This is a genomic window from Arthrobacter sp. UKPF54-2 (assembly GCF_007858535.1).
Classification (GTDB): Bacteria; Actinomycetota; Actinomycetes; order Actinomycetales; family Micrococcaceae; genus Arthrobacter.
On record NZ_CP040174.1, the window covers coordinates 509,539 to 536,532 of the forward strand.

Annotated in this window: 25 protein-coding genes and 2 riboswitches; of the genes, 10 read left to right on the forward strand and 15 right to left on the reverse strand. The window is 69.3% G+C overall.

Translation table 11 applies throughout. The features are described from left to right. The first annotated feature begins 152 nt into the window (after window positions 1-152). The 3 genes from E7Y32_RS02155 to E7Y32_RS02165 are packed head-to-tail and all read left to right on the forward strand — an operon-like array spanning window position 153 to window position 2,368. Window positions 153-875, forward strand: coding sequence for a hypothetical protein (locus E7Y32_RS02155; protein ID WP_146335636.1), 723 nt, complete (start codon window positions 153-155; stop codon window positions 873-875). Then, window positions 872-1,621, forward strand: coding sequence for a hypothetical protein (locus E7Y32_RS02160; RefSeq protein WP_146335637.1), 750 nt, complete (start codon window positions 872-874; stop codon window positions 1,619-1,621). The genes E7Y32_RS02155 and E7Y32_RS02160 overlap by 4 nt, the downstream gene beginning before the upstream one ends. A 12-nt stretch (window positions 1,622-1,633) precedes the next feature. Further along, window positions 1,634-2,368 (forward strand): hypothetical protein, encoded by a 735-nt coding sequence (locus E7Y32_RS02165; RefSeq protein ID WP_146335638.1) that lies wholly within the window; start codon window positions 1,634-1,636, stop codon window positions 2,366-2,368. Window positions 2,369-2,454: 86 nt separating this feature from the next. On the opposite strand, the gene E7Y32_RS02170 is transcribed toward E7Y32_RS02165, so the two are convergent. The 9 genes from E7Y32_RS02170 to E7Y32_RS02205 all read right to left on the reverse strand — a co-directional run bounded on the left by E7Y32_RS02170 (window position 2,455) and on the right by E7Y32_RS02205 (window position 13,090). Next, window positions 2,455-5,604: a glycoside hydrolase family 38 C-terminal domain-containing protein gene (locus tag E7Y32_RS02170; RefSeq protein ID WP_146335639.1), complete on the reverse strand. Its 3,150-nt coding sequence runs from the start codon at window positions 5,602-5,604 to the stop codon at window positions 2,455-2,457. 106 nt (window positions 5,605-5,710) lie between these two features. Further along, the gene (fdhD, locus tag E7Y32_RS02175) at window positions 5,711-6,580 is read right to left on the reverse strand and encodes a formate dehydrogenase accessory sulfurtransferase FdhD (RefSeq protein WP_146335640.1); all 870 of its coding nucleotides are present in this window, start codon (window positions 6,578-6,580) and stop codon (window positions 5,711-5,713) included. Window positions 6,581-6,664: 84 nt separating this feature from the next. After that, window positions 6,665-8,077, reverse strand: a complete 1,413-nt coding sequence (locus E7Y32_RS02180) for a molybdopterin molybdotransferase MoeA (protein ID WP_146335641.1) — start codon at window positions 8,075-8,077, stop codon at window positions 6,665-6,667. Further along, window positions 8,074-8,361 carry a DUF6457 domain-containing protein gene (locus E7Y32_RS16320; RefSeq protein WP_222433453.1) on the reverse strand — a complete coding sequence of 96 codons (288 nt, stop codon included), beginning with the start codon at window positions 8,359-8,361 and terminating at the stop codon, window positions 8,074-8,076. Before E7Y32_RS16320 ends, E7Y32_RS02180 begins: the two co-directional genes overlap by 4 nt. Then, a complete protein-coding gene (locus E7Y32_RS02185) occupies window positions 8,345-9,046 on the reverse strand; it encodes a molybdenum cofactor guanylyltransferase (protein WP_222433454.1) in 702 nt (233 codons plus the stop codon). Before E7Y32_RS02185 ends, E7Y32_RS16320 begins: the two co-directional genes overlap by 17 nt. 49 nt (window positions 9,047-9,095) lie before the next feature. Next, window positions 9,096-9,596 (reverse strand): HNH endonuclease, encoded by a 501-nt coding sequence (locus tag E7Y32_RS02190; RefSeq protein WP_146335642.1) that lies wholly within the window; start codon window positions 9,594-9,596, stop codon window positions 9,096-9,098. A 302-nt stretch (window positions 9,597-9,898) separates the two neighbouring features. After that, window positions 9,899-10,639, reverse strand: a complete 741-nt coding sequence (locus tag E7Y32_RS02195) for an NlpC/P60 family protein (protein ID WP_146335643.1) — start codon at window positions 10,637-10,639, stop codon at window positions 9,899-9,901. Between the two features lie 264 nt (window positions 10,640-10,903). Continuing rightward, window positions 10,904-11,097: riboswitch (cyclic di-AMP (ydaO/yuaA leader) on the reverse strand. A 112-nt stretch (window positions 11,098-11,209) separates the two neighbouring features. Further along, a complete protein-coding gene (locus tag E7Y32_RS02200) occupies window positions 11,210-12,028 on the reverse strand; it encodes a M23 family metallopeptidase (protein WP_146335644.1) in 819 nt (272 codons plus the stop codon). 4 nt (window positions 12,029-12,032) lie between these two features. Further along, a riboswitch (cyclic di-AMP (ydaO/yuaA leader) is annotated at window positions 12,033-12,275 on the reverse strand. 119 nt (window positions 12,276-12,394) lie between these two features. Further along, window positions 12,395-13,090 carry a metal-dependent transcriptional regulator gene (locus tag E7Y32_RS02205; RefSeq protein ID WP_146335646.1) on the reverse strand — a complete coding sequence of 232 codons (696 nt, stop codon included), beginning with the start codon at window positions 13,088-13,090 and terminating at the stop codon, window positions 12,395-12,397. Window positions 13,091-13,389: 299 nt separating this feature from the next. Here E7Y32_RS02205 and serC point away from each other — a divergent pair, with 299 nt between their 5' ends. After that, window positions 13,390-14,520 carry a phosphoserine transaminase gene (gene serC, locus E7Y32_RS02210; protein ID WP_146335647.1) on the forward strand — a complete coding sequence of 377 codons (1,131 nt, stop codon included), beginning with the start codon at window positions 13,390-13,392 and terminating at the stop codon, window positions 14,518-14,520. A 30-nt stretch (window positions 14,521-14,550) separates the two neighbouring features. Here the strand turns inward: serC and E7Y32_RS02215 are convergent, their stop codons facing one another. The 3 genes from E7Y32_RS02215 to E7Y32_RS02225 are packed head-to-tail and all read right to left on the reverse strand — an operon-like array spanning window position 14,551 to window position 16,884. Beyond that, on the reverse strand, window positions 14,551-15,843 hold the full coding sequence (locus E7Y32_RS02215; protein ID WP_146335649.1) for an MFS transporter: 1,293 nt from the start codon (window positions 15,841-15,843) through the stop codon (window positions 14,551-14,553). 42 nt (window positions 15,844-15,885) lie between these two features. Continuing rightward, window positions 15,886-16,491 (reverse strand): DUF3027 domain-containing protein, encoded by a 606-nt coding sequence (locus tag E7Y32_RS02220; RefSeq protein ID WP_146335650.1) that lies wholly within the window; start codon window positions 16,489-16,491, stop codon window positions 15,886-15,888. 9 nt (window positions 16,492-16,500) lie between these two features. Next, entirely contained in the window at window positions 16,501-16,884 is a 384-nt protein-coding gene (locus E7Y32_RS02225; RefSeq protein ID WP_138770163.1) for a cold-shock protein, read from the reverse strand. Between the two features lie 178 nt (window positions 16,885-17,062). Between E7Y32_RS02225 and E7Y32_RS02230 the strand changes: the two genes are divergently transcribed. From E7Y32_RS02230 to E7Y32_RS02240, 3 genes are read left to right on the forward strand one after another with little or no spacing between them, the layout of a single operon-like run. Then, window positions 17,063-17,296 (forward strand): hypothetical protein, encoded by a 234-nt coding sequence (locus E7Y32_RS02230; protein WP_146335654.1) that lies wholly within the window; start codon window positions 17,063-17,065, stop codon window positions 17,294-17,296. Window positions 17,297-17,306: 10 nt separating this feature from the next. Continuing rightward, window positions 17,307-19,796 carry a helicase-associated domain-containing protein gene (locus E7Y32_RS02235; protein WP_146335656.1) on the forward strand — a complete coding sequence of 830 codons (2,490 nt, stop codon included), beginning with the start codon at window positions 17,307-17,309 and terminating at the stop codon, window positions 19,794-19,796. Continuing rightward, complete coding sequence (locus tag E7Y32_RS02240; RefSeq protein WP_146335658.1) at window positions 19,793-21,445, forward strand: DNA repair helicase XPB; 1,653 nt, start codon at window positions 19,793-19,795, stop codon at window positions 21,443-21,445. The genes E7Y32_RS02235 and E7Y32_RS02240 overlap by 4 nt, the downstream gene beginning before the upstream one ends. Here E7Y32_RS02240 and E7Y32_RS02245 read toward each other — a convergent pair. Together E7Y32_RS02245 and E7Y32_RS02250 are read right to left on the reverse strand one after the other, a co-directional pair. Then, the gene (locus E7Y32_RS02245) at window positions 21,438-22,310 is read right to left on the reverse strand and encodes an FHA domain-containing protein (protein ID WP_146335660.1); all 873 of its coding nucleotides are present in this window, start codon (window positions 22,308-22,310) and stop codon (window positions 21,438-21,440) included. The two genes, E7Y32_RS02240 and E7Y32_RS02245, sit on opposite strands and share 8 nt — an antisense overlap. Before the next feature lies 1 nt (window position 22,311). Then, window positions 22,312-22,578 (reverse strand): hypothetical protein, encoded by a 267-nt coding sequence (locus E7Y32_RS02250; protein WP_146335661.1) that lies wholly within the window; start codon window positions 22,576-22,578, stop codon window positions 22,312-22,314. Between the two features lie 183 nt (window positions 22,579-22,761). On the opposite strand from E7Y32_RS02250, the gene E7Y32_RS02255 reads away from it, so the two are divergent. The 3 genes from E7Y32_RS02255 (at window position 22,762) to E7Y32_RS02265 (ending at window position 25,486) form a co-directional block, all read left to right on the forward strand. Beyond that, a complete protein-coding gene (locus tag E7Y32_RS02255) occupies window positions 22,762-23,472 on the forward strand; it encodes a response regulator transcription factor (RefSeq protein ID WP_138770167.1) in 711 nt (236 codons plus the stop codon). A gap of 2 nt (window positions 23,473-23,474) precedes the next feature. Continuing rightward, complete coding sequence (locus tag E7Y32_RS02260) at window positions 23,475-25,028, forward strand: HAMP domain-containing sensor histidine kinase (protein ID WP_186467028.1); 1,554 nt, start codon at window positions 23,475-23,477, stop codon at window positions 25,026-25,028. Between the two features lie 170 nt (window positions 25,029-25,198). After that, on the forward strand, window positions 25,199-25,486 hold the full coding sequence (locus tag E7Y32_RS02265; protein ID WP_146335663.1) for a WXG100 family type VII secretion target: 288 nt from the start codon (window positions 25,199-25,201) through the stop codon (window positions 25,484-25,486). A gap of 110 nt (window positions 25,487-25,596) precedes the next feature. Here the strand turns inward: E7Y32_RS02265 and E7Y32_RS02270 are convergent, their stop codons facing one another. Then, window positions 25,597-26,646, reverse strand: coding sequence for a ribonuclease HI family protein (locus tag E7Y32_RS02270; protein ID WP_146335665.1), 1,050 nt, complete (start codon window positions 26,644-26,646; stop codon window positions 25,597-25,599). Window positions 26,647-26,994: the final 348 nt, after the last annotated feature.

Genomic DNA, 26,994 nt, shown 5'->3' on the forward strand with positions numbered 1-26,994 from the left:
GACCTGCTGCGGGGCATAGAAGAACCCGCTGGTCCGGACTTGGGGGGTGTACGGACCAGCGGGTTCGAGCATCTAGCATAGTTGAAGAACACGAGCAGGTAAAATCGCAAGCTAGCCCCGCTCTTTGATTCCACGACGCAGGAAGCCCCTAGATGCCATTACCCGCCAAGGCGTTCCAACACTGGCTTCACCGTGTCGCCCCGGCGATGAGCACCGCCGACATTTGTCGCATCTCCGGCGTCAAACGAACCACCTTGGCGCAGCAACTGGTGCGCGGCAAGGTCGCGGAATCCTCGGTCGTGAGCATCAGCCGGGCCCTGGGCCTCAACCCCCTGGACGGCCTCGCCAGCTTCGAGAGCTATGCCGGTCTGACGGGTCCACCGCGGCCGCCCACGCCTGCCGAGCTGGTCAGCCAGATCGCGACCACGGATTTGCTGCACGCCGTGATCGCACGCACCGCGCCGGGCGGCGCGGCCACCCCGGCGCTGCGTCCGGCCCCGCACGCCACCTCGGTGCGGAACTGGGTGGACGCCATCGACGACGGCGACCTCCGGCACCGGGTGTCGGCGGCCACCGGGATCGCGCCACAGAACTACTCTGCACAACTGACCGCCAACCGGCTCTCCCCCGAACTCGCCGTGGCGACCTCGCGCGCCGCGGGCGTCGGTTTCACCGGCGGGCTCGTCGCCACGGGGCTGGTCACCGAAGCCGAGGCCGGCTGGCTGCCCGGCGCGCGGCAGGCGGCGCTGGATGCACTCTCCGACGGTGAACTCACCGTGCTGGCCGGCGACCGGTTGCAGGCGCTGGGAAGGACGCTGCGCCGCCAGGAACAAGAACAAGCGCAAACGGAAAAAATTTGGGAGAACCTGGGATGATCGAAATCCTGCAATGGTCCACCCTGGCCGTCTGCGGCGCGTTGGCCGCGGCCAGGATCCCGAGCGCACGCCGCGGCGAGAACCGCCTGCTCTTTGGCATCCTGCTGCTGATGACCGTAGCGATCCTGCTCAGCATGCGGGCGCCTTATGTGGCCATCGACCAGGTGCTGGGAGGCCGCAACCTGGCCAACCTGATCCTCCGCTTCATCATTTTTGGCGCCATCCTCCTGGTGGGCATCCGCGTTGCGAGGGCTTTCGGGGGACGTCGCGCGCTGACGCTGATCACCGGCCGGGCCGGGGCCGTTGCCCTCGCCATTGCCGGCGTGGCCGTGATCGTGACGTTCCTGTTCATGGACACGGCGGGGTCCTCTGCCGGGCTGGAGGCGATCGCCGCGAAGGATGCCCGCAACGCCATGCTGGTCGAGTACTACGGGGCGGCGGGACGGCTGTACCCCAGCTACGTCGCGCTCGTCCTCCTGCCGGCCACGATCGGGGTGCTCCGCAGCCGCCTCCCGGCCCTCATCCGGACGGCGGCGCTGCTCCTGTCCGTGGGTGCCGTGGCCATCGCCTTGAGCCTGCTGTTTCCGATGATCCCGCCGGGCCTGGGCATCCTGCGGTTCATTGTGAACTACACCGCTATCCTCTGCTACGTATTGGGACTGGCCCTGATCTGGATGGCCAAACTCCGGGCCCACCCGTCGCCGCGGAACCGGCGCCCCGATCCAGCGGCCACGGCACCGGATTAGGAGTGCAGAAACATGGCAGTGCTTCAGTGGGGGACGCTGATCGTTTGCGGCCTCGCCACGGTCGTCCGGATTCCCGACGCCCTGCGCGGGCGCAACCGGACTGTTTTCGGGATCCTCTTCCTCGCCACGCTGTGCAGCCTGCTCAGCATCCCGGAGCCCTACTTGGCGATCGACGGGGCGCTGGGGAGCTGGAACCTGACCAACCTGATCCTGCGCTTCTTCGTTTTCGGAATGGTCTTCCTGGTCGGCGTACGGCTGGCCAAGGGGCTTGGCGCCGCCCGCGCCCGGCGCCTGATCACCGGCGCCCCGGGACGTTGGGGGCGGGCCGCGGCATGCCTCGCGGTGACAGTGACATTCGTGCTGATGGACACCGGAGGTTCCTCGGCGGGACTTGAGGCCCAGTCCGACGACAGCGGCCTGAACGCCGCTCTTGCCCCGTTCTACGCGGCGGCCGGGCGGAGCTACCCGGCGTTTGTCTCGCTCATCATGCTGCCTCCGCTGGCCGCCGCGATCGGGACACAGTTGCCGTGGCTCGTGCGGGCCGGAGCGGCAATGACCCTGGTGGGGGCGGCCGCGGCGATCGTCAGCGTGCCGGCGTCGTTCGCCCCGGACCCGTGGGATCCGGCCCGCATGCTCGTCAACTATGTTGCGGTGCTCGGCTACGTACTGGGCCTGCTTATTTTCTGGTTGTCCGGCCGGATCGCGGCCCCGCCAGATAACACTCCCGCAACGTTCCGTAAAAACTAGGCCTGGGCGTTCACAAAATCATTAGAGCGTGGCAGAATCATAAATGTGTGAAAACGCCAGCCGGGTTCGTGAATGGGGATTCAGTCTTACGGAGCCGAGCGACACGTCCAAGCGCCATTGGGGGGATGAGTGGTAGCGGTCCGGAAGGACCGCTCCCACTCAGCCTGTTTAACGGGCAGGTAGGTTCCGCCGCCGCCCGACTGGCCCGCAGGCGTCAGCTGGAACCGCAGGGTCACCAGCTGGAAGGGCCGCAGCGCCAGTTCTGCGGCGCTGTCCCGGGCGGTGACCCCCGGGGCATCCACGGGCCGCTCCAGCAGATCCACGGTGTGCACCCCCGTAGCTGCAAAATTGGCCGAAACCGTGCCGGAGGAGCGTTCCCCCAGGGATTCGTAGACCCGCACGATCACATCGCCCGAGCCGTCCTCGGCAAGTTTGACCGCTTCGACCACCAGGGCGGGATGGGAGACGGAGACAAGCGGTTCCACTCCGCGGGCCCCCTTGACCACCCGCGGGGCGAGGTTGGTGCGGTAGCCCTCCTCGACGGCGTCGGCAATGGCGGCGCCGGGACGCACGGTGACGGTCAGTTCGTGCGGGCCGCGGTCCGCGTTCGGGTCCGGGAACTTGGGCGCCCGCAGCAGCGAGACACGGACCGTGGTGGTGGTGCCGCCGTCGTCCTCGCGGATGGCGCGGGTGACGTCGTGGCCGTAGCTCGCGGCGTTGGAGACCGCGACGCCGTAGCCGGGCTCGGCCACGTGGATCCAGCGGTGCGCGCAGATCTCGAATTTGGCCGCCTCCCACGAGGTGTTGAGGTGGGCGGGCCGGAAGACGTGGCCGAACTGCGTTTCCGAGGCGGAGCGGTCGGCCCGGACGTCGAACGCGAAGCCGAGCTTGAGCAGCTTCTCGCGTTCCTGCCAGTCCACCGCGGTGGAGATGGCCAGCGACGGCGCGCCTGGTTCCAGCCGAATCCGCTGGGTCACGGCGGAGCCGCCGGCCAGCCGTTTCACCACAACGACGGCGGCGTCCCCGTCGCGTTCCAGCGTCACGGAACGGGCCTCGGTCAGTGCGGTGACGTTGCGGCGGTAGAACGCGTCGATGTCCCAGGCGTCCCATTCGTTCGGGGTGTCCCGGTGCAGTTCGAGGAGGTTGCCGAACTCCCCCGGCGCAATAGCCTCGCGGCCGCTGGCGTGGTCCGTAAACGAGACCAGCAGGCCGTGGTCGTTGACCTCGGCGCGGATGATCCCGTTGTCGAGCACGAAGCCGCCCCGGGCATCCGTGGCCTGCACGGGGACCGCGGCGCGGGCAGGGACGGCGGCCGCGAGCGCCGGGACACCGAGGCGGCTGTGCGGGGCGGCGTTCAGCAGAAACTCCTGGCTGCCCTCCCCCAGGACGGCCGCGGCGGCCTGGGCGATGATCGCCTCCAGGTCGCGGGCGACGGCGGCGTAATTCCGCTCGGCGTCCTGGTGCACCCAGGCGATCGAGCTGCCCGGAAGGATGTCGTGGAACTGCTGCAGCAGCACCAGCCGCCAGAGCCGCTTCAGCTCCGCCGCCGGGTAGCGGGCGCCGGCGCGGACGGCCGCGGTGGCGCACCACAGCTCGGCTTCGCGGAGCAGGTGTTCGCTGCGCCGGTTGCCCCGTTTGGTATTCGCCTGGCTGGTGTAGGTGCCCCGGTGCAGCTCGAGGTACATTTCGCCCACCCAGACCGGGAGCCCCGGGTACTCCGCCTCGGCGGCGGCGAAGAAGTCCGCGGCCGCGCCGATCCGGACCCGCGGGGACCCTTCGAGGTCCGCGGTGCGCCGTGCCGCGGCGAGCATTTCGCGGGTGGGCCCGCCGCCGCCGTCGCCGTAGCCGAAGGGCAGCAGGGACATGGTGCCCCGGCCGTGGTCCCGGTAGTTGCGCTCGGCATGCGCGAGTTCCCGGCCGCTGATTTCGGAACTGTAGGTGTCCACCGGGGGGAAGTGCGTGAAGATCCGAGTGCCGTCGATCCCTTCCCAGTTAAAAGTGTGGTGCGGCATCCGGTTGACCTGGTTCCAGGAAATCTTTTGGGTCAGGAACCAGCGGCTCCCGGCGGCCTTGACAATCTGCGGCATGGCGGCGGAGTAGCCGAAGGTGTCCGGCAGCCAAGCTTCCCGGCACTCGACGCCGAACTCGGCCAGGAAGAAGCTCTTGCCTTCCAGGAACTGGCGGGCCATGGCTTCGCCTCCCGGCATATTGCTGTCGGACTCGACCCACATGCCGCCCACCGGGACGAATTGGCCGGTCTTGACCTTTTCCCGGATGCGCCCGAACAGCTCAGGGTAGTACTCCCTCATCCAGGCCAGCTGCTGCGCCGAGGAGCAGGAGAAGACGAATTCGGGGTCCTCGTCCATCAGCGCGACGACGTTGGAGAACGTCCGCGCGCACTTGCGGATGGTTTCCCGGACCGGCCACAGCCAGGCGGAGTCGATATGCGCGTGGCCGGTGGCAAGGAGCTGGTGGGCGGAGGCGTAGGACGGCCGGGCCAGCACGTCGGCGAGCGCCGCCCGGCCCACAGCCGCCGTGCCGGGTACGTCGTCGGGGTCCATGACGTCGAGCATCCGTTCGAGCGCGCGGAGGATCTCGTGCCGGCGCGGCAGCTCCATCGGCAGTTCGTGCATCAGCCCGCTGAGGGTCCAGATGTCCTGCCGCAGCTCCCACACCCCCTGGTTGAGCTCGGCGATGACGATCGGGCCCAGCCGGTACTGCGGCTCGGACCCGGCGGTCGCCTTGTCGCCGTAGGGGGTAGCCGCGAAGGTCCAGCCCTGGGACAGGTCCGGGTTGGCCGCCGCCTCGACGTAAAAGTCCACGGACATCCCGCTGCCCAACAGCTTCAAGGGAATGTACTGGTTCCGCGGCGAGATCGCCTTGATCACGGTGCCGTCGGCCCGCCACGCCGTGCCCTCGCATTGGAAACCCGGCAGGTCGATGCTGAAGCCAAGGTCCACCAGGATCTCCACGGACGTGTCCGGTGCGTTGCCCCAGGAATCGGGCACGTCCCCCTGCAGCCGCAGCCACTTCGTGCTCCAGGGCCTCCCCCAGGCCTCGCCCGGCTCCTGCGGCGTGAAGTGTTGCCGCAGTGCCTCCAGCGCCGGGACCGGTTCGCCGGGTGCGTCCCAGCTGCTCAGCGTGAGCGGCGCGGTGCGCGGGTAGACCGCGGGGGTGATGCGTTCGCGCACAAAGCGGTCCAGCCGGACTTCCGTGAGACGGCGGTCGTCGTGCAATGTGATCCTCTTCGCGCTGGTGCCGGTGGTTCGTGATCAGTTCGAGTCGCGTATCCAGTCGATGGATAAAATCTACGTCGGCCGCCGCGGTTAAGCCAACGCGCGCCTAGGCGGTGGCTTCCGGCGGGGACACGCGTTCGTGGCCGGCGTAGACGTTGAGGGTGGTGCCCCGGCTGAACCCGGCGAGCGTCATCCCGCTGGCCTCGGCCAGTTCCACGGCCAGGCTGGAGGGCGCACTGACGGCGGCCAGCACCGGGATCCCGGCCAGCGAGGCCTTCTGCACCAGTTCGAAGGATGCCCGGCCGGAGACCTGGAGCACGGTGCCGCTCAGGGGCAACAGGCCCTCGCGGAGCGCCCAACCCACCACCTTGTCCACCGCGTTGTGGCGGCCCACGTCTTCGCGCAGGCAGAGCAACTCGGCGTCGCCGTCGTCGGAAATCCGGAAGAGTCCCGCTGCATGGACGCCGCCGGTGACGTCGAAGACGGCCTGGGCTTCGCGCAGCCGGTCCGGCAGCGAGGCGAGCGTCTCCACCGGGACGGTCAGCGGGTCGCCGGCGGGGCTGAAGTGCGAGGACTTGCGCACGGCATCGATCGAGTCGGTGCCGCAGATCCCGCACGAGCTGGAGGTGAAAAAGTTACGCCCGGTGTCGGGCCGAACGACGTCGGGGCGCAGCTGCGCCTCCACCACGTTGAACGTCTGGGCTCCGTCCTCATCCTCGCCGGCGCAGAACCGCAATGAGACGAGCTGCTCCGGTTCCCAGATGACCCCTTCGGAGACCAGGAAACCGGCGACGAGGTCGAAGTCGCTGCCCGGCGTCCGCATCGTGACGGAGTAGGAGAGGCTGCCGAGACGGATTTCGAGCGGCTCCTCGACCGCCAGCACGTCCTCCCGGTGCCGGACCGGAAACTCCAGCGCCTGCGGCGAGCCGTCCAGGACAAATTTGTGCACCTTGCGGCGCTGTGTCACGCGGCCCATTGGATACTCCTCATCAGCATTGCATTTGGGTCCGGCCGCCCGCGGCGGCCCGCCCCTGGATCCATCATGAACTGCCTCCGCGCCTCAGCCAAGCAGCGCGCTCCAGTCCACCGGGCCGTCCGCGGCCGGCTTCCGGGCGGCACGTTTCGTGGCCGGCTTCGCGGCCGTCTTGGCCGGGGTGGCCTGGGGCAGGGCCGCGCCCCACGGCAGCGCGAACGCCGGCACCGGCTCGCCCAGCTGCACGCCGTGCGGCGGGACCACCAGGACGCCGTCGGCCGCGGCCAGCCCGCGCATCATGCCCGGGCCGGTGTACTGGGCCGGGGAGGCCATCCCGTACAGCATGCGGAACGGCATCAGCCGGGTCCGGCCCGGGTCGGGATCGATCATGGTCCCGCACGGGACTTCAACCACCGGCGGGGCAGAGCGGTGCCCGAGGGCGGCCAGCAGCGGGGCGCCGAGGGTGGACAGCGCCATCATGGCCGCCAGGGGATTCCCGGGCAGCCCGATCACAAAACGCCCGTCGGGCAGTTCGGCCAGCACGGCAGGGTGGCCCGGTCGCATGGCGATGCCGTCGATGAGCAGCCGGCCGCCCAGTGCCGCGACCGTGCGCCGGAGATGGTCGGTGCCGGAGCGGCCCGTGCCGCCGGTGGTGATGACGACGTCGGCCGGCAGCGGCTCCGCGGCGTCGCCGGCGGCCGTGCCCCGCTCCGCCGCCGGGGCGTCGGTGTCCTCGAGGGCGGCGAGCCAGTCGGCGTCGGCGTCGCCGATCTTGACCTCACCGGCGTAGATCCCGCCGAGCATTTCCACGACGGCGGCCAGTTGCGGCCCGAAGGTGTCCCGTACCTCGCCCGGTTGGGGGACGCCGCTGCTGACGACCTCGGAACCGGTAAAGACAAGCCGGACGACGGGCTTGCCGAGGACCGGCAGCGCGTCGTGTCCGGCGAGGGCCGCCAGGGCCAGGTGGGCGGGGTTGAGTACGGCGCCTGCCTTGATGAGCACCTCGCCGACGGCGGCCTCCTCCGCGGCTTTGCGAATGTGGTCGCCGTTGCGCGGTTCCCCGGGTTTGGCCCCGCCGCCGAGTTTGAGGACCGGCAGCCCGTCTTCGTCCGGGGCGATGACGCCGCTCTCGCTGCGGAGAACGGCCTTTGCGCCCGCCGGGATTAGCCCGCCGGTCGCGATGGGGCTTCCCTGGTGAGGGGCCAGCCGCTGGCCGGGCTCGGCGAGGATCCAGGGCCCGCTGCCGTTGACCGCCCAGCCGTCCATCGCGGAGGAGGCGTAGTGCGGCATGTCGTGCAGCGCCGTCAGATCCTCCGCCAGCGTCCGCCCGAGGGCGTGCCGGAGCGGCACCGGCGCGGCCGGGATGGGGGTGGCGCAGTCGAAGGCCAGCTGCCGTGCCTCCTGCCAGCCGTGCGCAAGGTGCCGGTGCGGAGCCTCGGCCGGGTCGCCGGAGGCGCCGTCCTCGGCGCCGGTACTGCTCGTGGGCGGCTCAGGCGTCATGCCCCGGGTGCCTCGGCGGCGGCGTAGTCCTTCGCGAGTTTCCGGGCCACGCCCATGGCGGCCTGCATGGACACACTGTCCGGCGCCTGCCCGGAGCCGGAAGCCAGTCCGGCAGCGAACCCGGCTATGAAGGTGGTCAGCGGAGCTGCGGGTCGGACGACGGAGTGCGCGGCCACGCCGGCCAGTCCCAGCACTTCGTTAATGTCGATTTCGACGTCTTCGAGTTCCAGGGCCTGGAGCAGTGCCCGGCACCAGTCCTCCAGCGTCTCATCCTGGCTTTTCACCGTTTGCCTCCAAAGTCGAATTCGGCCGCCCGTTGCCGGGCCGGCCTGGACCGGGGTCTGAAACCCCCAGGGCGGAAGCGTCATCCCAGGTGTCCACGTCGTCGGTGGACCCCGGCGGAACCGGAACCGTCCGCAGTTCAAGACTAGCAAGCAGGGCGAAGACGGAGCCCCCCTCGAGCGCGTTGCGCCGGGCCGCGTCGCCGACGGCGCGTTGTAGCGCGGCTGTGCGATAAAGACCGGCGAGGGGCTGGGAGCGTCCATCCCGCGCCACGGCCATGACCCCGTCGCGGCCGCCGCCCGGACCTTCGGCCGGGCCGTCCGCCGCCGCCAGCAGGGCGCCGACGGCGGCGGCCACCCGCGGCATGTCGCAGGCGAGCACCAAGGTGTGGGCCGCGGGTCGGCCGGCAGTACGTTCCCCGGCACCGGCGTCTGCCCCGGCCAGGGCGGCGAGGCCTGCGGCGATGGCGGCGGCGGGTCCGGCAAACGGGGGCTCTTCGCGGCAGCTGAGCACCTGGGGCGGGAGGCCGCCCGTGTCCGGCCCGACCACCACGATCCGGCGGGCTCCGCCGGCCGCCTTGAGGGCCAGCTCCAGCAAGGTGGCGCCGGCTACCGTCAGGCGGGCCTTGGGCACGCCGCCGAGCCGGGAGGACCTGCCCCCGGCGAGGATTACGGCGTCGAATTCCACCCGCCCAGCCTAGCCGCAGCGGCCCGCGCCGGGCGTCAGGACGGGAGGCTCAGTGTGCCTTTTCGGGAAGCAGGAACGGGTCCCAGGCCGGGGTGGGCTTCTCCAATTCCTTGATCTGCCAGATGGTGCCCCTGGGCGGACCGGGGACGAAGCCGAGTTTCCAGCCCATTTCCCCGGGGGTATGGTCCCCTTTGGCGTTGTTGCAGCGCAGGCAGGCGGCGACGAGATTTTCCCATGAATCCGCGCCGCCCCGGGACTTGGGCTGGACGTGGTCAATGGTATGGGCCGCCTTGCCGCAGTAAGCGCAACGGTGGTTGTCGCGGCGCAGCACCCCCCTGCGGCTGACCGCCGTCAGGGTGTTGTAACGGGGCCTGATGTACCGGTTCAGCAGGATCACGGTGGGCCGGCCGAGAATGTCCTGCGGGCCCACCACGGGATCGTCGCCTTCGGCCACCACACTGGCCTTACCTGTCAGCACAAGGACCAGCGCCCGGCGGAAAGTAACTACCGCCAGCGGTTCATATCCAGCATTCAGAACGAGAGTGCGCATCCGCATACCTCTTCACGGCCGCACCCGCCAGGGGCACGAGGGCCGGCTGCCCTGTGCATGGTCGGGCTATGGATCGACACCACAAGAGTAAACACCGCAGGCCCGGTTTACCGAATTTTATTTCGCCGCGCCCCGCGCCGCGCCCCGCGGCCGGGGCGGCCAGCAGGTCCGGCGGCGGAATCCGCCTGCAGGTCGGGGGCGGGGCGGGCGCGGGTGGGCAACCCGCCTGGTACAACGCAAAGGACCCCTGCCGCCTGGCAGGGGTCCTTCACAATGCTTCCGGCGGACACCGGGAGCCAGTCCTAGCCGCCGACGCGGATGAAGACCGGGCCGGAGCCGACGTTGACGCTGTACAGCGCGGTGGTTCCGCCGTTCCAACCGCCGTGGACGGCCATGCCGTTACCGACGTAAACAGCGATGTGGGCCATGCCCATGCCGCCGTTCTGGTAGTAGGCGAGGTCGCCCGGCTGAGCCTCGGCGGCGCTCACGGTGCGGCCCAGGGACAGGTAACCTGCGGGCCAGCCGTGGTAGTTGACGCCCACTGCGGCCAGCGCGTTGGTGGCCAGCATGGTGCAGTCCTGGGAGACACCGATCTGCGCGTAGGCAGCAGCGGCGATCGAAGCGCCCATGCCGCTGACAGCAGCCGGAGCCTTCGTGGCCAGCGAGGCGGTCACCGCGTTGCCGGTGGAAGCAGCAGCTTCCTTGACCTTCACGACGGGCTTGGAAGCCTCGACGGGGGCCGGTGCGGTGGTAACAGCAGGCTTCTCGTAGGAGATCGCGATGCTGGAGGCCGCGGAGATCGTGGCCGGTGCGGTGGACTGCACTTCCAGGGCGGAAGCGGAGGTGGACTCGCGCTGAACGTTGGTCTCGGCAGCGTTGGCTGCGATACCGCTGGTCAGTACCAGGCCGGAGGCTGCAGCGATAACCGCGGCCTGGCGACCCATACCACCGGCGTTGTCGCCGACGGCCTTAGCAATGACAGCCAGCGAGTTGGTCTTGGTGACCTCCGCGCGGTGGCGTGCAATGGTTGCACGAGTAGTCATTCAGTTCTCTCTTTCGTGATCCTTTTGTCCGCGCTCATTTCAGGCGGGACTGAGGACGCTCCGGCATCTTGGGGGTACGCCGGATCGCCCCGAAACGGGTTTCTTTAGCGAAGGGTGTACTGCGAAGACGCGCCAAAAGCGGGAACTGCGTTGTGAGATCCAGTCCGGGCGCCGACAAGGGCAGCGCGGAGCATGGAGTTCAGCGGGCTCAACTGAGCCTCGCCAGCGCGAGAACGCGCAGCATTGTGGCGTGAAGACACGAAAGTAGCCTCTCCCAATGCCTACGAGGTGAGCTGTCGGATTCGGATGGGAGTCACCCGGCCGCGCTGCTTCCTGGGAAGCTTTGCGACTTAACCCCAAGGCCTTCTTGCGAAGACCAAAATTGGTTCCCCCGCCCCTGCCAGACGATGTCATGCGAACGGACCTTGAGCGGTGGCAGAGTTAGGCAATCCACTCAAGAGCGCCAACTTCGGAGAAGTTGGCGTGCTTCATACGGTACAGCAGTTGGGACTCAATGTCACATTCAGATCACGGCGTGTCACAGAAATGCGAGTGATCCCTCGGCTCGGTTTAGAGCCAGCCCAGCGGGTCAACGACTTCCCCGTTGACCATCACCTCGAAGTGGAGGTGGCAGCCGGTGGAGGCGCCGGTGGTGCCGCTCATCGCCACCACATCGCCGCGGGAAACCTGCTGGCCCACGCGGACAGTTGAGGACGACAAGTGGTTGTACGTGGTCTCCAGGCCATTGCCATGGTCGATCACGACCCGGTTGCCGCCCCCGTAGGGGTGCCAGCCGGTAAAGGTTACGGTGCCGCTGGCCGCGGCATGCACGGGCGTGCCGCACTGGGCGGCGTAGTCCTGCCCGCGGTGGAATTCTCCGACGGCGCCCGTAATGGGACTGATCCGGTAGCCGAACGGCGAGGCGGAGACCATCGTGTCCAGCGGGTGCCCGAGGCTGCCGGCGGAGGCCGCACGGGTGATGGTGCTGGCGGACTGGGCGCTGAGCAGCTGCTTGAGCTTGCCGTCCGGGTCGCCCTTGGTGGTGACAGCCGTGCGGTTGAAGTCGATCTGGGCGGCCGAAGCCTTGACCTCGGGCTGTGCCGCGGCGGACACCGAGCCGGTCTTGGCGGCGTCGGTGGCCATCACCGGGCCGGTGGCCGGGACGGTGACGGTCAGGACCAGTCCGGTGGCCGCCAGAGCGATGCCGGCCTTCTGCCCGACGCCGCTGACGGCGGCGAAGTCTGTCATCTGGCGGAAGGCGCTCCGCCGGCCGCGGCGTTCGTCGCGGTGCGCGTCACGGGGGCGCTCGACGGTTACGACGGCGGCCGGGCGCGGCTCCGGAGCGGGACCGGTCGCACGACGGCGGCCCCTGACGGTCTGGGTGGTCAAGTACGGTTCCTCTCTGGATAGCCTGCGAAGTTAGCTGTCGGATTCGGGTCAGAGAGATCAAAGACCCGGTCCGCCGGTGCAAGCATCCAGACACAGGGTCATCCAAGGGCGCCCTCGTGGATTGTTGCTTGCCGCTAGCGGACTTCACCCCAAGGCTGTTGGATCAACAGCCGTTAGTGGTTCCCCCGCCTCTGCCAGAAGGTGACTCGCCGACTGATCCGCTGGCAGAGCTCGGCTTCGGATCAGATAACGCTTTAGTATCAGTGCCAGTTATCAACTATAGGCGATTAAGGCAGGCAGTAATAATTTCGTTATCTAGCCTGTGCACAACTTGGCCCCGGTCCTGAGGACGGCGGTCCGAACAAGTTACCCGAGCGTAACGAAGACGTGGGCCGCGACTTCGGGAGGCAGTTCGAGGGCCCCCTCGATGTCCGGGACCCGGACCGAGATGTACTCCCCCACGCGTTCGAGCGAGACCCGGGCGCCGGGGCGGATTCCGCCCTCGTCGAGCTGGACCAGCAGCTCCGGTTCCACCTGGATGGGCTCGGCCAGGCGGCTCACGGTGATCCGGGAGTCTGCGCCGTAGCCGGCCATGGCGTCGAGGAGGTTGACCACGCCGTCCGCGGCCTCCGCCTGCGGGAGTCCGCCCAGGTCGGCGAGCCCTGGGATCGGATTTCCGTAGGGGGACACGGTCGGGTGGTCCAGCATCTCGAAGATGCGCCGTTCCACCCGCTCACTCATCACGTGCTCCCAGCGGCACGCTTCCTCGTGGACGTAGGCCCAGTCGAGTCCGATCACGTCGGCGAGGAGCCGTTCGGCAAGCCGGTGTTTGCGCATCACCTCGATGGCGCGTTTGCGGCCCGCTTCGGTCAGTTCCAGGTGCCGGTCGCCGGAGACCACCACCAGCCCGTCGCGTTCCATCCGGCCGACGGTCTGGGACACGGTGGGGCCGGAGTGACGGAGCCGTTCGGCGATGCGGGCGCGGAGGGCGACGATGTTCTCTTCTTCAAGTTCCAGGATGGTCCGAAGATACATCTCGGTGGTATCGATCAGATCCGTCATTCAGCTCAGCTCCTCGAGCGCCGTCCTTGCGTCATTCCCACGGTACCGCGTGCGGGACGCGCCCCGGCGAGATCCGCCGTACATCACCGCACAGCCTAGCCTATTTTGAATTACTCCGGATAATCTGCGGACCTCACACCGGGACAGCCGCGCCCGGGCCGTCTCAATGACCGGACTGTGACGGACGATTTTCCTGCCTGCCCGGGACCGTCGGGCAGAATAAGGGCAGGTCCCCGGCCGCAGCCCACGCACGATCCGCCCGGGCCACGCCACGCACCCAGCCGACAATTGGAGCCACTGTGAGCGACACCAGCATCACCATTCCCGCGAACCTGCTGCCCAAGGACGGCCGCTTTGGTGCCGGCCCGTCGAAGGTCCGGCCGGAGCAGATCCAGGCCCTGTCCGCGGCGGCGGAGACGCTGCTGGGCACCTCGCACCGGCAAGCTCCGGTCAAGAACCTTGTGGGGTCGGTCCGGACCGGGCTCAGCGACTTCTTCCGCGCCCCCGAAGGCTATGAGGTCATCCTCGGCGTCGGCGGATCCACGGCGTTCTGGGACATCGCCAGCTTCGGCCTCGTGGAGAACAAGGCACAGCACCTGTCCTTCGGCGAGTTCGGCTCGAAGTTCGCCGCCGCCACCAATAAGGCGCCGTTCCTGGCGGAATCCTCGATCATCACCTCCGAGCCGGGCACGCGCCCCGAGGCCCGGGCCGAGGCCGGCGTCGATGTTTACGCCTGGCCGCAGAACGAGACGTCCACCGGTGTTGCTGCCCCGGTCCGGCGTGTGCCGGGCGCCGACGAAGGCTCCCTGGTCCTGGTCGACGCCACCTCCGCGGCCGGCGGCCTGGACGTGGAGGTGGCCGAGGCGGATGTGTACTACTTCGCCCCGCAGAAGAACTTCGCCTCCGACGGCGGCCTCTGGCTGGGCCTGTTTTCCCCGGCCGCCCTGGAACGGGCCGCCCGGGTCAAGGCCGGCGGCCGCTGGATTCCGGACTTCCTCGATCTCCAGACCGCCATCGACAATTCCCGGCTGAACCAGACCTACAACACCCCGGCCCTGGCCACCCTGGTGACCCTGGATGCGCAGGTGCAGTGGCTCAACGCCAACGGCGGCCTCGACTTCGCCGCCGCGCGGACCGCCGACTCGGCCGGCCGCATCTACCGCTGGGCCGAGGCCTCCCCCTACGCCACGCCGTTTGTGGCCCGGGCCGAGGACCGCTCCAACGTGATCGCCACGATCGACTTCGATGAATCGATTGACGCCTCGGCCGTCGCCAAGGTCCTGCGCGCCAACGGCATCGTGGACACCGAGCCGTACCGCAAGCTGGGGCGCAACCAGCTGCGTATCGCCACCTTCGTGGCGATCGAGCCCGACGACGTATCCGCGCTCTTGGAGTGCATCGACTTCGTCGTCGGCGAACTCAAGCAGTAGCGCCGCCGGCGTCCCCCGGCAAGGGACGCTTCAGCGCTCGACGGCGCCGTCGTCCCGGCTTGCGGCAGGGACGACCCGGAAGTAGCGCAGCCCGCGGGCACGGCGGTTGAAAGCGATCCGCAGCTGCTGCGCCCGGACGACCCAGGCCATGCCGATCACGGCTGCGGCCACCCCCGAGGCGGCCGCAACGCCCATGGACCAGCGTGCCCCGGCCACATTGGCCACCCATCCCACCAGTGGGGCGCCGATGGGGGTGCCGCCCATAAAGATCGCCATGTACAAGGCCATCACCCGCCCGCGCATCACCGGATCCGTGGTTGTCTGGACGTAGCCGTTGGCGCTGGTCATCATGGTGATCGCGAACAGGCCGACCGGCACCAGGGCCACACCGAACCAGAAGTAGTCGGGCGCCAGCGCGGCGAGGCCGGAGGCCAGGCCGAAGGCGCCGGCCGCCCCGAATATCACGCGCATCCGCGGACGGCCCCGCCCGGCCGAGAGTAGTGCGCCGGCGACCGAGCCGATCGCCATGATCGAATTCATCAGGCCGAAGGCCCCGGCATCCAGGCCAAATTCCGTGCCCACCATGGCCGCAATGAAGAGGACGAAGTTCAGTCCCAGGGTTCCCACGATGAACACCGCCACGAGCACCACCACAATGTCCGGCCGGAAGCGCACGTAGCGCAGGCCTTCGCGGATCCTGCCCTTGCCCGCCGGCGCCCGGGGCAGCTGCCGCAATGAGGCTCCGGGGATCTTGGCCAGGCTCAGGAGCAGCGCCAGGAAGGTAACGGTGTTGACCAGGAACACCCAGCCGGGGCCGATGGCCACGGTGAGCACCCCGGCGACGGCCGGCCCGATCATCCGCGCCACGTTGAACGAGGCGCTGTTGAGGGCGACGGCGTTGGGCAGGTAGTCGTCGCGGACCAGCTCCGAGACAAAGGTCTGGCGCACGGGGGCGTCGAGGGCGGAGACGACGCCCAGCAGCAGGGCAAAGATGTAGACGTGCCACAGCTGGGCGGCGCCGGACAGCACCAGGGCGCCGAGCGCCGCGCTCAGGAGGGCCATGGCGGACTGCGTCAGGACGAGCAGCTGCTTGCGGTTGAAGCGGTCGGCCACGAGCCCGGCCACCGGGGCCAGGAAGAGCTGCGGGCCCAGCTGCAGGGCCATGGTGATGCCCATGGCTCCGGCGTCCTGGTCGCTCAGGTGGTCAAAGACCAGCCAGTCCTGCGCGGTGCGCTGCATCCAGGTCCCGATGTTGGAGACCAGGGCGCCGATGAACCAGATCCGGTAGTTCAGGATGTGCAGTGATTTGAAGGTGGACCTCATGTCCAAACCCTCCGCCGCAGTCCCCCGAACGGTGCCAAACCGCTAGTCGGCCTCGACGGCGGAATCGTCCTCCGCCGCCCCGCTTCCGGCGCCGTCCTCGGGCACTGCCGGCGCCTCTGCGGCGTCGTCGTCGGCGGCCGGTTCCGTCGCGGCACCCGAGGCGGGTGCGGCGTCGTCGTCGGCGGCCGGTTCCGTCGCGGCACCCGAGGCGGGTGCGGCGTCGTCGTCCTGCTGCGCGTCCTCGGGGCGGACCCGTTCAGCCCACGGCACCCACTCCGGGGCCAGGATCGAATCCTCGGAGGGCAGCAGGCCCAGTTCGTCCACGGTGACAACCTTGGACCGGGAGTTGCGCGTGAGCACCGCGTACCACTGCCAGCCGCCGTAGCCGGGCAGCTTGGACTCGAAAAGGTGCGTCACCAGGCGGTCGCCCTCGCTCTTGGCGCCCAGGTGCCGGCCGATCTGCTCGGCCGGGGCGATGCTTTCCACGGCGGTCCGTGCGGCGTCCACCGCGGCGGCCAGGAAGGCATCGGGCTTGCCGGTGCGCCAGACGGGGACACCGTACCGCGGCTTGGATCCTGCTTTGGCGCCGGCGGCCTTGGCGGCCGCACCGGCCGTCGCGGCGGCGTTCTGTTCAGGTTCCGGAGTCATCGCGGGCCCTTACGCGTCCAGCTCGTCGGCGACCTTACGAAGCGCGGCGGCAATGGCCTTGGCCTTGTTGCCTTCCGGGTACTTCCCCGCGGACAGCGTTCCGGAGAGGTTGTCCAGCACGCTGACCAGGTCCTGCACCAGCGGCGCGAGGTCCTTGGCGCTGGGCCGCTTGGCTTTGGCAATGGACGGCGTCTTGTCCAGCACGCGCAGGCCCAGGGCCTGGGCGCCCTTGCGGCCGTCGGCCACACCGAACTCCACCCGGGTTCCGGCCTTGAGCTCCGTCACGCCTTCGGGGAGTGCGGACTTGGGCAGGAACACTTCCTGGCCGTCTTCGCCTGCGAGGAAGCCGAAGCCTTTTTCCTTGTCATACCACTTGACCTTGCCGGTGGGCACGTAATCAACCTTCTTCGTTCTACGGGGGACGCGGCCGGCGGTCAGCGCATCCGCATGGATATGCGGGTTCAGGGTGTGACTGCCAGGACCGTGTTGGTCTGTTCCTCCAAGGTTATCCTGCCTTGGCCACTTTGACGGTTTGAGGCGCGGGCGAAGCCGGGCTGTTAGCGTTGCCTCCATGACACCTCAGCGTTTCCGGCGGCCCCTGTTGATCCTGGCCGCCGCCGTTGCCGCGCTCTCGCTAGCCGCCGTCGGAGCGGTGATGGCCATGGCCTTCAACAACGCGGTGGCCCCGGTGTGGGTCACCTCAACCGCCTTGTACGGGCTGCCGCTGGCGTTCCTGCTGATGCTGGTCCTTGTGGTCGACGCCATTGCCGCCCGCCGCCGGACGCCAGGGCACGGCGGAAGGTAACGTTGGACTGATGTCCCTGATCCGCGCGCTCAGCAAGGAACTGCAGGCCCGCAGCGACGACTCGTTGCGGGCCCTGTTCTCCGCGCGGCCGGACCTGATGTCCCCCGCGGTGCCCGACTTTGCCGCCCTCGCCGCCCGGGCCAGCGGCAGGGTCAGTGTGCAGCGGGCGCTGGAACGGTTGAACCGGCCCCAGATGCAGGTGCTGGAGACACTCCACCTGTGCACCAATACGGACACCGGGCACAGCGCGTCTGCCGCGACACTCAAACGGCTGATCAACGGCTCCACCGTGACCGCCTTGGAGCCGCTGCTGCACTCCCTCCAGGAACTCGCCCTCGTGCACCGGGCCGAGCCGCCGCACGGGACAGCCCCGACGGCGGGCCGGCAACGCTACTACCTTCCGGTCGGCAGCCTCAAGGATGTGATCGGCATTTACCCCGCCGGGCTGGGCCGGAGCTACACCGAACTTGTCCGGCTGCAGCCGGCGTTCGCCCAGCGTGTGGTGCAGCTGGTGGACGAACTGCACCGGACCGGCGCGGACATTGCTCCGGCCGCCACCCCGATGGAGGCCGCGCTGTCGCTGCAGCACTGGACCGCCTCGCCCGAGGCCCTGCAAGCCCTGCTCGCCGGCGCCCCGGACCGCACGGCGGCTTTGCTCGCCCGGTTCGGCAACTGGGCCATGGGCGCTGTTCCTCAGGCGCAGAGGCGCGCTTCCGTCCTGAACGAGGGCTCCGACGTCGGGCCGGTCGACTGGCTGTTGGCCCGCGGGCTGCTGGTGCCGCTGGACGCAGCCCACGTGGAATTGCCGCACAGCGTCGGCATGGCGCTGCGCGGCGGCTTTGTGATCGAGCACTTCGCCCTCAGCCCGCCCGTGCCTCGGCTGGGGCAGACCAGTGCGGCGCTGCGCCGCAACGCCGCGCTCGGCGCCATCGCCGAGACGCTGAGGCTGGTCGGCGAACTCCTCCACAGCGTGCAGGAACAGCCGCTCGCCACCCTGCGCAGCGGCGGCGTGGGCGTGAGGGAAATGAAGCGCCTTGCCGACGCACTGCGGATCGGGCTGAACGAAGCCGGCGTGCTGGCGGAACTGTCCGCTCTCTCCGGGCTGCTCCGCCTGGACGTGGACAGCTCCGCCTGGATCCCGGCGCCGCAGCTGGAATGGCCGTCGCTTCCCCGGCAGGAGCAGTGGCTCTGGCTGGTCAACGCCTGGCTTGCCAGCGAACGCGTCCCCTCCCTGGTCGGGCAGCCGGTGAGCGGCGTCGCCACCGCCCAGCCGCACCGCGGCACGGCCGGGACCACCATCAACGCCCTCTCCGCGGAAGCGCAACGCCCGGATGCCCCGGTGGTCCGGAAACGGGTCCTGGAAATCCTGAACGAGCTCACCCTGGAGGCCGTCGCGGCCGACGGCGAGGCCCCGGTGCTCGACGCTGCCGCCGTGCTGGAACGCGCCGACTGGTCGCAGCCGCGGATGGCGCGCCGCTTCAGTTCGCTGATCCGCGGCGTCCTCGCCGAGGCCGAGATGCTGGGACTGATCGGGTCCGGAGCCCTGAGCCAGATCGGGGCGGCAATCGCCGTCGAGCAGCCCGACGCGGCCCTGGCCATCCTGGGCGAGCACCTGCCGGCAGCGCTGAACCACGTGCTGCTGCAGGCGGACCTGACCGCCGTTGCCCCCGGCTACCTGGATCCGGAACTGAGCGAGAAACTCCTGGCCATGGCCGACGCGGAGGGTCAGGGCCCGGCCACCATCTACCGTTTCTCCGTGGCCTCGATCCGGCGTGCCCTCGATGCCGGGCAGGACGCCGCTTCGCTGCTGGACTTCCTGCGCGAGCACTCCGCCACCGCGGTGCCGCAGCCGCTGCAGTACCTGATCGAGGACACCGCCGCGCGCCACGCCCGGCTCCGGGTGGGCCCGGCCGCGAGCTTCATCCAGAGCGAGGATGAGACTGCCCTCCTGGAACTGCTCAATTCCTCCGCTGCCGCCGGCCTGGCCTTGGTCCGGATTGCCCCGACCGTACTGGTCTCCCCGGCTGCGCCCCGGGAAGCCGCCCAGGTGCTGCGCGGCCTGGGCCTGTCCCCCGCACTGGAGGACACCGGTTCCGCCGTCGTCCGGCTGCGCCGCAGCACCGCGCCCACGGCCAGCGCCCGCCCGGTCTACACGGCCCCGCGCACCGCCCCCGCGGACGCCGACGTCGATGCCCAGCTCGCGGTGCTGCGCGAGGGCCGCACCCCGCACAGCGGGCCGGAGGGCAGGGGCTCCGCTGCGCCCGGGGGAGAGGCCGCGACGCAGCTGGGCCTGGAGACCCTGCAGAAGGCGATCCGGCTCAAGCAGCCGGTGGTGATGAACGTAGTGGACAGCCTGGGGAATTCCAGCCGCGAAACCGTTGTTCCGGTAGCAGTAAACGGCGGGCGGGTGCGGGTCTTTGATCCGGCCAAGGAAACGGAACGCGTCCTGTCCATCCACCGGATTATTGATGTTGAAGCCACAGAGGAACTGCTCCAGTGAATGACGGACCGCTGATCGTCCAGAGTGACAAGACCATCCTGCTGGAAGTGGACCACGAACAGGCTACCGAGGCGCGCCACGCGATCGCCGCCTTCGCCGAGCTGGAGCGCGCTCCGGAACATGTCCACAGCTACCGCCTGACGCCGCTGGGGCTCTGGAACGCCCGGGCGGCCGGGCTCGACGCCGAACAGGTGCTCGACACCCTGCTCAAGTACTCCCGCTTCCCGGTGCCGCATTCGCTGTTGATCGACATCGAGGAAACCATGTCCCGGTACGGCCGGCTGCGGCTGGAGAAGGACCCGCAGCACGGCCTCGTCATGCGCACCTCCGACTACCCGGTGCTCGAGGAGGTCAGCCGGGCCAAGAAGATCGCTCCGCTGCTGGGGCCGCGGATCGACGCCGAGACGGTGGTGGTGCATTCCTCCCAGCGCGGCCAGCTCAAGCAGCTACTGCTCAAGATCGGCTGGCCCGCGGAGGACTTCGCCGGCTACGTCGACGGCACGCCGCACCCCATCATGCTCAACGAATCCGGCTGGAAGCTCCGCCCCTACCAGCTGCTGGCGACGGAGAACTTCTGGGCCGGCGGCAGCGGCGTCGTCGTGCTGCCCTGCGGCGCCGGCAAGACCCTGGTGGGCGCTGCCGCGATGGCCACGAGCTCCACCACCACCCTGATCCTGGTGACCAACACGGTGTCCGCGCGGCAGTGGAAGGACGAGCTGCTCAAACGGACCTCCCTCACCGAGGAGGAGATCGGCGAATACTCCGGCTCCGTGAAGGAAGTCCGTCCCGTCACGATCGCCACCTACCAGGTGCTCACCACCAAGCGCGGCGGCCTGTACCCGCACCTCGAGCTGGTGGACGGCAACGACTGGGGCCTGATCATCTACGACGAGGTCCACCTGCTGCCCGCACCGATCTTCCGGATGACCGCTGACCTGCAGGCCCGCCGCCGCCTCGGCCTGACCGCCACCCTGGTCCGCGAGGACGGCCGCGAGGGCGAGGTCTTCAGCCTGATCGGACCCAAACGCTACGACGCCCCCTGGAAGGACATCGAGGCGCAGGGCTACATCGCGCCGGCGGACTGCGTGGAGGTCCGCGTGGATCTGCCCCGTGACGAACGGGTGGCCTACGCCATGGCCGAGGACGCGGACAAGTACCGGCTCTGCGCCACGTCCGAGACCAAGACCGGGATCGTGGAGCGGCTGGTGGCCGAGCACGCCGGCGAACAGCTCCTCGTGATCGGGCAGTACATCGACCAGCTGGACGAGATCGGCGAGCGCCTCAACGCCCCGGTGATCAAAGGCGACACCTCGGTCAAGGAACGCCAGCGGCTCTTCGACGCCTTCCGCGCCGGCGAGGTGCAGACCCTCGTGGTGTCCAAGGTCGCGAACTTCTCCATCGACCTGCCGGAGGCCTCGGTGGCGATCCAGGTCTCCGGGTCCTTCGGCTCCCGCCAGGAGGAGGCGCAGCGGCTGGGCCGGCTGCTGCGGCCCAAGCAGGACGGCCGGGCGGCTCGGTTTTATTCGCTCGTGGCGCGGGACACCCTGGACCAGGACTTCGCGGCCAAGCGCCAGCGTTTCCTCGCCGAGCAGGGCTACGCGTACCGCATTATGGACGCCAAAGACGTGGGCGCCGGCGGTACTAGCTGACGCCGGAGGAGCCGTCGCGCTCCAACAGGCCGGTTCGCGGATCCAGCTGCGGCTTCTGGTAGGCGAATTCGCCGCCGCTGCGGCCGCCAAAGGGCCGGCCGTGGTCGGCAAATTCTTCACGGAAATACGCCAGGCACCACTTCCCCATCTGGATCCGTGCCCCGGTGCGCAGGACCGAACTGTCCGCCGGCCCGAAGCTCCCGGTGACCTCCCCGTGCCGGACCACGACATATTCGTCCCGTTCGTTATGGACGATCTCCGCGTGGATCGGCTCCAGCCCGGCCAGCTGCAGGTCGGCGGAGGGGCCGCTGCCGATGCTCATCCGTTCACCGGTCAGGTTGAACTCGCGCGGCACTTGGCCGTCCCAGGTGGCCGAGTCCTGGACGAAGATCAGACGCGGCCGGCCGCTGCCACGGGTGTGGTGGGTAGTGGTGACGCGGCGCACGATCCGCCGCTTGACGGTGGGGAGCAACGGCAACGGGGTTTCCGGGGGAAGCAGGGTCATCCCGCCCTCCTTCGATCTTCCGCGCCGGGCCCACGGGGCTACGGTGCGGAGGTTGCCGAGCCGGATGTGCGGGGACCGGGTCATCAGCCGCTGCGCCCGGCCGGCGCGGACCGCGCCGAGGGAGGCGATGAGACCCTGCGGCCCCTCGACCAGCACCGTGAGGCCTTGTTCGGCGAGAGTTTTCGCCAGCGGGCGCAGTTGCTGCAGGGACGGCATCCGTTGACCCAGTGCCGGGTCCATGCTGTTCAGCGTCACCTTCACTTCAGTGCCGGCCGCCTGCATCGTCCCGGAAGTTTTCCCGCCGGATGGTTCCATCAGGGAGAACTCCAGGTCGGCGTCGACCCTGAACCGGGGAGCCATGTCAGCGTCTGTTCTCGTCGGACCCCGCAGCGTCGCGGTCACTGGTCGTCACCCGGAGGCTCCCGTTGAGCTTCCAGGTGGCCCGCGGGGCGTCGGGGCCAATGTCGCGGGGCACCTCCACGGTCATGTCGACGAATTCGTAGTTGATCGCCGCGCCCTTGCCCGTCAGGTAGGACCACATTTCTTCCGCAAGGTCTGCCCAGTCCCGGATCGACCGGTTCGCCGCTGAGTCCGCCGTGCCGGACGTTGGGATTGCCGCTTCAGACATCGTTATCTCCGCTGGTAGAGGTGACGCACCCGGCTCGAACCGGACCGTGAGCCAACTCTAATCCGGGAGCCGCCGCGCGGGAATGCTTCGGCCGGAATTGCCTCCCCGCAACCCCCTGAATGGTCACTCAACACACATCTGCCTCTCAGAAAACTCTCAGAGTCTGGGAGCATCATGGGAACCATGAAAAAGAACGGTCCCGAAGCCAAGCTGCTCGTCGTCGATGACGAACCCAACATCCGCGAGCTGCTCTCCACCTCGCTGCGCTTCGCCGGCTTCGAGGTCGTCTCCGCCGGCACCGGGCGCGACGCCCTCGCCGCCGCTGAGCTTCACGCCCCGGACCTCGCCGTCCTGGACGTGATGCTGCCGGACATGGACGGGTTCACCGTCACCCGCCGGCTGCGCGCCTCCGGCAAGCATTTCCCGGTGTTGTTCCTGACCGCCAAGGACGACACCGAGGACAAGGTCACCGGCCTCACCGTCGGCGGCGACGACTACGTCACCAAACCGTTCAGCCTTGACGAGGTGGTTGCACGGATCCGCGCGGTGCTGCGCCGCACGCAGCCTCTCCAGGACGACGACGCCGTCATCCGGGTCGATGACCTGGAGCTCGACGACGACGCCCACGAGGTCCGCCGCGGCGGCACCGTGATCGAGCTGTCCCCCACCGAGTTCAAGCTGCTGCGCTACCTGATGCTCAACCCGAACCGGGTGCTCTCCAAGGCCCAGATCCTGGACCACGTCTGGGAGTACGACTTCAACGGGGATGCCTCGATTGTGGAGTCCTACATCTCCTACCTCCGGCGCAAGGTGGACATCGATCCCGAGGCGCCGGCCCTGATCCAGACCAAACGGGGCGTCGGCTACGTGCTGCGGACGGCCGAGAAGCGCTGACCTTGCTGCACCGTTGGAAGGCAGCGTCGCTGCGGTCGCAGCTGGTCGCGATCATGATGGCCCTGATGCTGGTGGCACTCACGGCCACCGGGGCCGGCACGCTGGCGCTGCTGCACAGCTACCTGCAGGGCCAGGTCGATGACAAGCTCAAGGCCGCCGTCGAGACCGCCCGCCAGCAGCAGTCCTTCAGCCAACTGCAGGACCAGAACCCGAACGTCCCCACCGACTACTCGCTGATGCTCTTCAGCCCGGGCCAGCCCGCCTACGTCTTTGGCGGCAGCAAGGGCTCGCGCCCCTCCATCGGCAGCATCAGCCCCGAGGAGGCGCGCAGCCGCGGCGAGGCGCCGTTCCAGGTCCGCGGCACCGACGGGCGCAACTGGCGGGTCGTGGCGGTCAACGTGCTGGATGGGAACCAGCGTGCGGCCGTCGTGGTGATCGGCCTGCCGCTGTACCCGGTGGATTCGGTGATGGAACACGCCGCGCTGGTGGTGGTGGGCGTCGGGCTGCTGACCCTGGTCCTGGCCTTTTTCATCGCCACCTGGACCGTCACCCGGTCCTTCCGGCCGCTGGCGCGGGTGGAAAAGACCGCCGCGGCGATCGCGGCGGGCGATCTTTCCCGGCGCGTGGAGGTCGAAAATCCTGACACGGAGGTCGGCCGGCTGAGCCGGTCCCTCAACGCCATGCTGGCGCACATCGAGTCGGCCTTCGCCTCGCGGATGGCCTCCGAGGCGAGGATGCGCCGCTTCGCCGCGGACGCCTCCCACGAACTGCGCACCCCGCTGGTCACCATCCGCGGCTTCTCCGAGCTCTACCGGCATGGCGCCCTGGCCACGCCCGAGGATGTGGCCACCGCGATGGGCCGGATCGAGAGCGAAGCCAAGCGAATGGGCGCCATGGTGGAGGACCTGCTGCTGCTGGCCCGGATCGATGAACAGCGCCCGCTGCAGCAGAAGCCCGCCGACCTGCTGCTGCTGGCCCACGACGCCGTGGTTGACACCCAGGCCAGCGACCGCAGCCGGGTGATCTCGCTCCGGGGGCTCGACGGCGGCCCGGGCGCCCCGGCCCCGGTGCTGGGCGACGAAGCGAAACTGCGCCAGGTTATCGGCAACCTCGTGGGCAATGCCCTGCGCTACACGCCGGAAGGCACCCCGATCGAACTGGCGGTAGGGGTGCGGACCGAGGCCGACGGCGGCCGCCGTTCGGTGATTGAGGTCCGCGATCACGGGCCCGGCGTGCCCGACGACGAGGCCGCGAGGATCTTCGAGCGCTTCTACCGCGCGGACACCTCGCGGACGCGGGAGACCGGCGGCAGCGGCCTGGGGCTGGCCATCGTGGCGGCCATTGTGGGATCACACTCGGGCACGGTCCGTGTCCAGCCGACCGAGGGCGGCGGTGCCACCCTCGTGGTTAGCCTCCCGTACCTGGATGAAGCGGCGGGCGCGGCCGGGGCCGCGGAAGACTCGCAGGCGGAGGGCACGGGCGGCTCCCAAGCGGAGGCTGCCCCCGCGGACGCTGCCCCGGCGGGGCCGGATGCCGGCCGCACGGCCCGCGGCTAGCGCTTGTCCACATAGCAGTCTTTCCCGCTGGGGCACGGTCCCGGGGTTGCCTAGGCTCAAAGAGTCCGGAAGATCCGGATGCTTCCACCCCCAGGCAGCCGGGGATCCTGCTCCCCCGCGATCACGTCGGGATGCCCGGCTGCCTACCGGCACGCTCGAAAGGCAAACCCGTGAGCATTATTTCTGTCGACACCGAACTGCTCCAGCTCAAATCCGCCAACGTCCAGGCCACGGTCGAAAGGATCAGTGCCGATGTGCAGTCCATGAAGCATGGGCTGGACGAACTGCAGGCGAGCTGGCGCGGCGCGGCGGCTACCAATTTCCAGGCGCTGATCACCGAGTGGGCGCTGACCCAGGCCAAGGTGGAGGCTTCCCTCGCCTCAATCAACGCCGCGCTCAACTCAGCGGCGGCCAACTACGCGCAGGTCGAGCTCAGCAACGCCCAGCGGTTCGGTTAGCCGAACGTGCGCCGTGGGATCCCGGACGCGTCGGAACCCAACGTTCGAAGGAACGCCGAAGTGAGCGGACGGGCTTCCGGCGAATCCGCCGTCCAGGACCCCGGCTGCTGCTAGGCCTCGGGAGTGCCCTGGTGGAAACGGAGCCGCCACTGGGCGCCGTCGAGGACCCACAGGGAGCTGCGCAGCGCCGTTCCCGTCCGGGTGTGGCTGCGGTAGCTCAGGAGCACGGTGCCCTCGCCGATACGGTCGGCGGAGAGGAGTTCCAGCTCAGCCGGGACGCCGGGATCGTCTTCGAGGGCCATCATCATCTCGTCGCGAGTCCAGAGCCGGCCCGAGCTGCCGATCTCAATGAAGTCCGGGTGCAGCAGCACACCGGTGCGCCCCACATCGGAGCGTGTTTCGGGGAGCAGCAGCTCGCGCTCCAGCGCCTCGACGATCGCCTCCGGGGCCTGTTCCGGGCTGGCCGCGGCCGCGCGGGATTCCGCTTCCAGCTCGCTAAAGAGATCCGGCTCCGCGAACAGGCCGGATTCACCGAACAGGGTGGGTTCACCGAAGAACTCCCGCGCGCTGCCCCGGGCTGCCGTCGGGGCCGGGCGCGTCCCTGCAGCCGCCTTGGCCTGGCCCGCGGGGACAGGCTCCCCGGCACCCGGCGCGGCGGGGTTCTGCTGAGCGGTTTGGGCGGCATCGTCACCGGCCCGGACGAAGCCGGGGCCCCGGCGGGGTGCGATTCCCTGCTGGTAGGCCGTGGCCGCCGCCCGCGCGCGGTCGTCCGCGGCCTCGTTGAGGTCGTGGCCCGCATGGCCGCGGACCCACTCGAAGGTGTACTTGCGTCCGGCAAGCGCCTGGTCGATTTCCTTGAGCAGCTCGACGTTGAGCACGGGTTTGCCGTCGGACTTCCGCCAGCCCTTGCGCTTCCAGCCCGGCATCCACTTAGTCACCGAATTGATGACGTACTGGCTGTCGCACAGGATGTGCAGCTCCTCGCCGGCCAGATGCGCCGTGGCCCGGAAGAGGTCCAGGACAGCCATCAGTTCGCCCTGGTTGTTGGTGCCATGCGGCCAGCCGCCGGCGCGCCAGCAGTCATCGTTTACGTACCAGGCCCAGCCCGCCGGACCGGGATTTCCTAGGGCCGAACCGTCGGCCGCTGCAGTAATCGTCACTTCACTATCCTGCCAGACCCCGGCCCGCCCACGCTCCCTCACCACCGGCGCCACACCATCCAACGCTCCCTCACCACAGCCTTTTGGGGCGAGGGAGCGTCAGCCGGAAACCCGCCACAACCGCGGGAGCGTCAGCCGGAAACCCGCCACAACCGCGGGAGCGTCCGCCGCAAAACCGCCACAACCGGGGGAGCGTCCAGCAGGAAACCGCCACGCCTGCGGGAGCGTCCGCCGGAAACCCGCCACACCTGCGGGAGCGTCCAGTGGGAAGCCGCCACAAGTGCGGGAGGGTGCCTTAACGCCGACGGCGGCCCCACCCGAAGGTGGGACCGCCGTCGTCGTACAGCC

Coding starts and splice junctions, on each gene's coding strand:
- E7Y32_RS02155 (WP_146335636.1), top strand. CDS start 153: ATGCCATTACCCGCCAAGGCGTTCCAACACTGGCTTCACCGTGTCGCC.
- E7Y32_RS02160 (WP_146335637.1), top strand. CDS start 872: ATGATCGAAATCCTGCAATGGTCCACCCTGGCCGTCTGCGGCGCGTTG.
- E7Y32_RS02165 (WP_146335638.1), top strand. CDS start 1,634: ATGGCAGTGCTTCAGTGGGGGACGCTGATCGTTTGCGGCCTCGCCACG.
- fdhD (WP_146335640.1), bottom strand. CDS start 6,580: ATGGGCCGCGTGACACAGCGCCGCAAGGTGCACAAATTTGTCCTGGAC.
- E7Y32_RS02180 (WP_146335641.1), bottom strand. CDS start 8,077: ATGACGCCTGAGCCGCCCACGAGCAGTACCGGCGCCGAGGACGGCGCC.
- E7Y32_RS02190 (WP_146335642.1), bottom strand. CDS start 9,596: ATGCGCACTCTCGTTCTGAATGCTGGATATGAACCGCTGGCGGTAGTT.
- E7Y32_RS02195 (WP_146335643.1), bottom strand. CDS start 10,639: ATGACTACTCGTGCAACCATTGCACGCCACCGCGCGGAGGTCACCAAG.
- E7Y32_RS02205 (WP_146335646.1), bottom strand. CDS start 13,090: ATGACGGATCTGATCGATACCACCGAGATGTATCTTCGGACCATCCTG.
- E7Y32_RS02215 (WP_146335649.1), bottom strand. CDS start 15,843: ATGAGGTCCACCTTCAAATCACTGCACATCCTGAACTACCGGATCTGG.
- E7Y32_RS02220 (WP_146335650.1), bottom strand. CDS start 16,491: ATGACTCCGGAACCTGAACAGAACGCCGCCGCGACGGCCGGTGCGGCC.
- E7Y32_RS02230 (WP_146335654.1), top strand. CDS start 17,063: ATGACACCTCAGCGTTTCCGGCGGCCCCTGTTGATCCTGGCCGCCGCC.
- E7Y32_RS02235 (WP_146335656.1), top strand. CDS start 17,307: ATGTCCCTGATCCGCGCGCTCAGCAAGGAACTGCAGGCCCGCAGCGAC.
- E7Y32_RS02245 (WP_146335660.1), bottom strand. CDS start 22,310: ATGGCTCCCCGGTTCAGGGTCGACGCCGACCTGGAGTTCTCCCTGATG.
- E7Y32_RS02250 (WP_146335661.1), bottom strand. CDS start 22,578: ATGTCTGAAGCGGCAATCCCAACGTCCGGCACGGCGGACTCAGCGGCG.
- E7Y32_RS02255 (WP_138770167.1), top strand. CDS start 22,762: ATGAAAAAGAACGGTCCCGAAGCCAAGCTGCTCGTCGTCGATGACGAA.